At 32.0% G+C, this 3,495-nt stretch carries 4 protein-coding genes; 3 read left to right on the plus strand and 1 reads right to left on the minus strand.

Annotated features, from left to right (window positions below; all coding sequences use genetic code 11):
- The first annotated feature begins 262 nt into the window (after positions 1-262).
- Positions 263-1,102, plus strand: coding sequence for a coiled-coil domain-containing protein (locus NEH74_RS13445; RefSeq protein ID WP_055306064.1), 840 nt, complete (start codon positions 263-265; stop codon positions 1,100-1,102).
- A gap of 31 nt (positions 1,103-1,133) precedes the next feature.
- On the opposite strand, the gene NEH74_RS13450 is transcribed toward NEH74_RS13445, so the two are convergent.
- On the minus strand, positions 1,134-1,922 hold the full coding sequence (locus NEH74_RS13450; protein WP_055245274.1) for an SDR family NAD(P)-dependent oxidoreductase: 789 nt from the start codon (positions 1,920-1,922) through the stop codon (positions 1,134-1,136).
- Positions 1,923-2,075: 153 nt separating this feature from the next.
- On the opposite strand from NEH74_RS13450, the gene cysE reads away from it, so the two are divergent.
- Together cysE and cwlD are read left to right on the plus strand one after the other, a co-directional pair.
- On the plus strand, positions 2,076-2,579 hold the full coding sequence (cysE, locus tag NEH74_RS13455) for a serine O-acetyltransferase (protein ID WP_055245276.1): 504 nt from the start codon (positions 2,076-2,078) through the stop codon (positions 2,577-2,579).
- Positions 2,580-2,669: 90 nt separating this feature from the next.
- Positions 2,670-3,365 carry an N-acetylmuramoyl-L-alanine amidase CwlD gene (gene cwlD, locus NEH74_RS13460; protein ID WP_055306063.1) on the plus strand — a complete coding sequence of 232 codons (696 nt, stop codon included), beginning with the start codon at positions 2,670-2,672 and terminating at the stop codon, positions 3,363-3,365.
- Positions 3,366-3,495 lie beyond the last annotated feature (130 nt).

The raw sequence follows: 3,495 nt of genomic DNA on the forward strand, positions 1-3,495 counted from the left end.
ATTATCTCCTACTCGATTAGTTAAAATATGATAAATAGCGCACTATCTCTTATAACAAGGGAAGAAAAACGAATTAGGCACATACTTTAAAATATAGATTTTTTTATATTTTTAGAACAATAGTCATATAATGACCTAAATAGCGACTATACTATCTATATGATTGAATTTTTAATTAAACGTTGTTATAATTTCGAGTATGACATAATATGTAAAAATGAATGAGATACTGACTGTTTTCAAGATAAAAGGAGAGATATAAATGGTCGAGGTTAACGGCTTATCAAAAGATGAAATTATCGCTAATCTTTGGTTAACAGATGAAATGATTAATGAAATTGAAATTGTAAAACGTGAGATAGATAAAAAGAAAGCTTCATTAGATTCAACAATTGTAGCTACAGAGCAAGAACATTTAAAAGCAGTAGAAACAAAATACTATGATAGCTCAGAGTATAAAGCGCATCAAGATTACAATGGACTTATTGAGAAACTGAAAGATTTTAAAGGAGTTGCCATTTTAATTGATTTAATTGTCTGTGTTCTATTATCATATGCCTTAATTATATTTAATGTGAATTTCTTATATGTTATTTTATTATTTATTATTACGGTCGTTATTTTTTATCTACTATATCAACAAGGAACTAAATATTATTTAAATAAGCAAAAGCCTGCTCCTATTCCATCATTAGAAAGTGTTATTGAAGAAGCTAAAATGAGTTATGAGTATCAACAAATTCCAAACTCATTACTTGCTAATCATATGAGAGATGAAATCAAAAAACTAAATCAACAATTATCAGAATTAGAGGCTACCTTAATTGAAAAAACAGTTTTACCTGAAATCTATCGTATGAGAGCTAAAGAAGTTGTTTGGTACTTAGAAAACTTAATGGCAGACAATTTAAAAGAAGCTTTAGCAGCTTTAGTAGAAGATGATCATCGAGAGCAAGTGAAACAGATGATTGAAGAACAAAATCAAGAAATTAATCAATTAAAAGATATCACAGCCAAATTAATGGAACATAATCAAAAATTAGCTCATAAATTAGAACAACAACGTCAACAACTGGTTGAATTAGAAAATAGAAAGAAATAATAAAAGGTCACCTTTCATAGGTGACCTTTTATTATTGTTTAACAGTTTCGCCGTATAAAGGGCTGGGAAGCCCAAAACCACCGGCGACTTCTAACAATTGACCGGTAATAAAAGAAGATTCGTCACTAGCTAAAAATAAAACAGCATTAGCAATATCCTCTGGTTGTCCAAAACGATGGAGTGGGACGTGTTTGAGAAACGATTGAATAAAGTCGTCTGACATATTTTGTAGAGCTGCGTCCGTTGCAATTAAGCCTGGTAAAACGGCATTACATCGAATGTTATGTTTCGCATATTGAATTGCAATATTTTGTGTTAGTGAATTAATAGCTGATTTAGAAACGCCATACCCTAATCGAGCTACATCAGGTAAGATTGATCCAATCGAAGAGATATTCACAATTGAGCCACTTTCCTGCTTAAGCATTTGTTCAATGGCAAATTTACAAGGTAGATAAACACTACTGAGATTAAAGTTCATCGTATTGAAAAAGGTTTCAGTATTTCCGGACACGAGGTCTAAGTCAGTTTCTGAATCTGTCCCCCCATAATTATTAACTAATATATCTAGGTGGCCCGCTTCTTCAATAACTGTCTTGACCATAGTCTCATACGTTTCTGTTTTTGTCGCATCAAAGTAAACACTTTTAGCGTGATAGCCATTTTCCAATAATTCCTGACAGATTTGATTAGCAGCCTCTAATCGACGAGCCCCAATATAAACAGTTGCTCCGTGCTGAGCCAACGTTTTAACACATTGTAATCCAATTCCTCGTGTACCAGATGTAACAAGTGCAACTTTGTTTGCTAATTTTTTCATATATCTGATTCTCCTTTATAGGTGAAAGTTAATTATATTATGTGGGATTTATGCAATTTTATATCCTCTAATTTTCCTGCTAAAACTAATCAATTATTATCGAGGGATTCATACGATAATAATAGGAATCAAGTAAAAAAGGAGAGAGGCGACGTGAAAGAGTATTTTGAATCTATTAAAAGAAGAGACCCAGCAGCAAGAAATATTATTCAAATTATCTTGTTATATCCTGGCGTGCAAGCAGTCTTTTGGTATCGTATTGCACATTTTTTATATATACACCATTTAAAATTTATTGCAGAATTAATGATGTTCATCGTAAGATGTTGTCTTAATATAGAAATTCATCCAGCCGCTCAAATAGGGAAGAGATTATTTATTGATCATGGAACAGGTGTCGTTATCGGAGCGACTAGTATTATTGGTGATGATGTTACAATGTATCATGGAGTTACATTAGGTGGAGTCGGTAGAGGCGATGTTACAGGTAAACGGCATCCAACTGTTGAAAGTAATGTTACAATAGGTACTGGTGCAAAAATATTAGGGAATATTACATTAGGAAAAGGTTGTATAATCGGAGCAAATGCTGTTGTATTAAAGGATGTTCCGCCGAGTAAAACGTCAGTAGGAGTCCCAAGTATAGTGAAAAAGTAATTAAATCGCTTATTATGGATTATTTATTATATTTAATTTCTGAATCTCATACACTTGTAAAAAAAATAATGTAATACAAAGGTGATGAGGATGAGGAAAACAATTGGTACAATTTTATTTTTAGTCGTATTATTTTTAAGCTTTATTCCAGTAATCATGGGGGAATATCGTAATAATTTAAATGATAATTATGAATCAGTAACTGTAATCTTAGATGCAGGACATGGTGGAAAAGATGGGGGAGCCTCATCAGAAAGTGGAATTATTGAGAAAGAAGTCGTGCTATCGGTGACAAAAAAGGTTGAAGATTACCTTAAGATGCAAGGGATTAATGTAGTGTTAACACGAGATGGTGATTATGATTTGGCATCTCCAGAAGCAAAGAAGAGAAAAACAGAAGATTTAAGCAAGCGAGTGCAAATTATGAATGGCCAAGAAAATGGGATTGTAGTTTCTATTCATGCCAATGCAATTACAAATAGTTCATGGTCAGGAGCACAAACGTTTTATGATCCGAAGAAAATAGAAAATAAACAGTTAGCTACTGCAATCATGAATAGTATGAAAAACAACTTACAAACTACAACGAGAGAGGCTAAGGCCATTTCAAGCTTATTTATATTGAAAAATTCAAATGTACCTTCAACCTTAGTTGAAATTGGATTTTTATCTAATCCAGATGAAGCAGAGAAATTAAATACGGATAGTTATCAAAATCAGATTGCATATGCCATCTATGAGGGAATACTTTATTATTTTGATAATCCTGATATGGAAGTAGAATAGTAATTTAGAAAAGCCGATAATTGTATCGGCTTTTCTGTTTGAAATTAAATGTATAGATATTCACTTATAAATGGATGATTTTCAAAAAAATACAAAAAACTGTTTGACACCTTTCGACAGGTATGATATT

The sequence above is a fragment of the Turicibacter sp. GALT-G1 genome, from assembly GCF_025594995.1.
Classification (GTDB): domain Bacteria; phylum Bacillota_I; class Bacilli_A; order MOL361; family Turicibacteraceae; genus Turicibacter; species Turicibacter bilis.